General features: G+C 74.1%; 2 protein-coding genes. Both read right to left on the bottom strand.

The window, feature by feature from the left end:
• Positions 1-159 (bottom strand): ATP-binding cassette domain-containing protein (locus tag FUT87_RS27195; protein WP_147242992.1); only part of this gene is annotated, 159 nt, incomplete at its 3' end.
• 11 nt (positions 160-170) lie between these two features.
• On the bottom strand, positions 171-771 hold a 601-nt coding region (locus tag FUT87_RS27190; RefSeq protein ID WP_255512070.1), incomplete at its 5' end, for an acyl-CoA dehydrogenase family protein.

The following is a 771-nucleotide window of genomic DNA, read 5'->3' as shown; positions in this document are numbered from 1 at the left end:
CAGCAGCGTCGACTTGCCGGCGCCGCTGCGGCCGATCAGGCCGAGGACCTCGCCGGCGTGCACCGACAGGCTGGCCTCGCGCACGGCCTCGAAGCGCCGGCCGTCCGGCAGCGCGAAGGACTTGGACACGCCGTCGAGGCGGATCAGCGGCTCGCTCATGGGCATCTCGATCAGGAGTAGGCCGTCGGATCGGGAATCCGGCCGTCGAGGAAGAAGCGGCCGAGGTCGCGCAGCTTGTAGTCGACCGGGTCGTGCAGCGTGTGCACCCGCGCGTTGCGCCAGAAGCGGTCGAGGCCGAACTCGGCGGCGGTGCTGCGCGCGCCGGTCAACTCGAACAGCTGGCTGCCCACCTCGACGCTGGCGCGATGCGCCAGCACCTTGGCCTCGGCGACGGCGAGCGCGACCTCGCCCCGCTCCTGCGCCGTCAGCGCCTCGCCGCGCTCCAGCGCGCGGCGCAGCAGGTCGACCGCATCGGCCGCGACGGCCTGCGCCGCGCGAACCTTCAACCACAGGTCCCCGTAGCGGTGCTGCACCAGCGGATCGTCGACCGCGCGGGCCACGCCGGAGGCGGACCACGGCCGGGCGCGCGTCGCGGTGTAGCGGCGCGCCTCGTCGAAGGCGCCTTCCGCCAGGCCCAGGTAGAGCTGCGCCATGATCAGCTGCGCGATCTGGGAGCGCAGCGTGGCGCGCGGCGTCGGTCCCTGGCCGGGGACCTGCAGCAGTTCCTCGTCGTCCAGGCGCACCGCGTCGAAGCGCACCGTGCCGCTGTCG

Source organism: Mitsuaria sp. TWR114 (assembly GCF_007997345.1).
The sequence above is the reverse complement of the archived record's forward strand: the minus strand, read 5'-3'. Positions and strand labels throughout refer to the sequence as shown.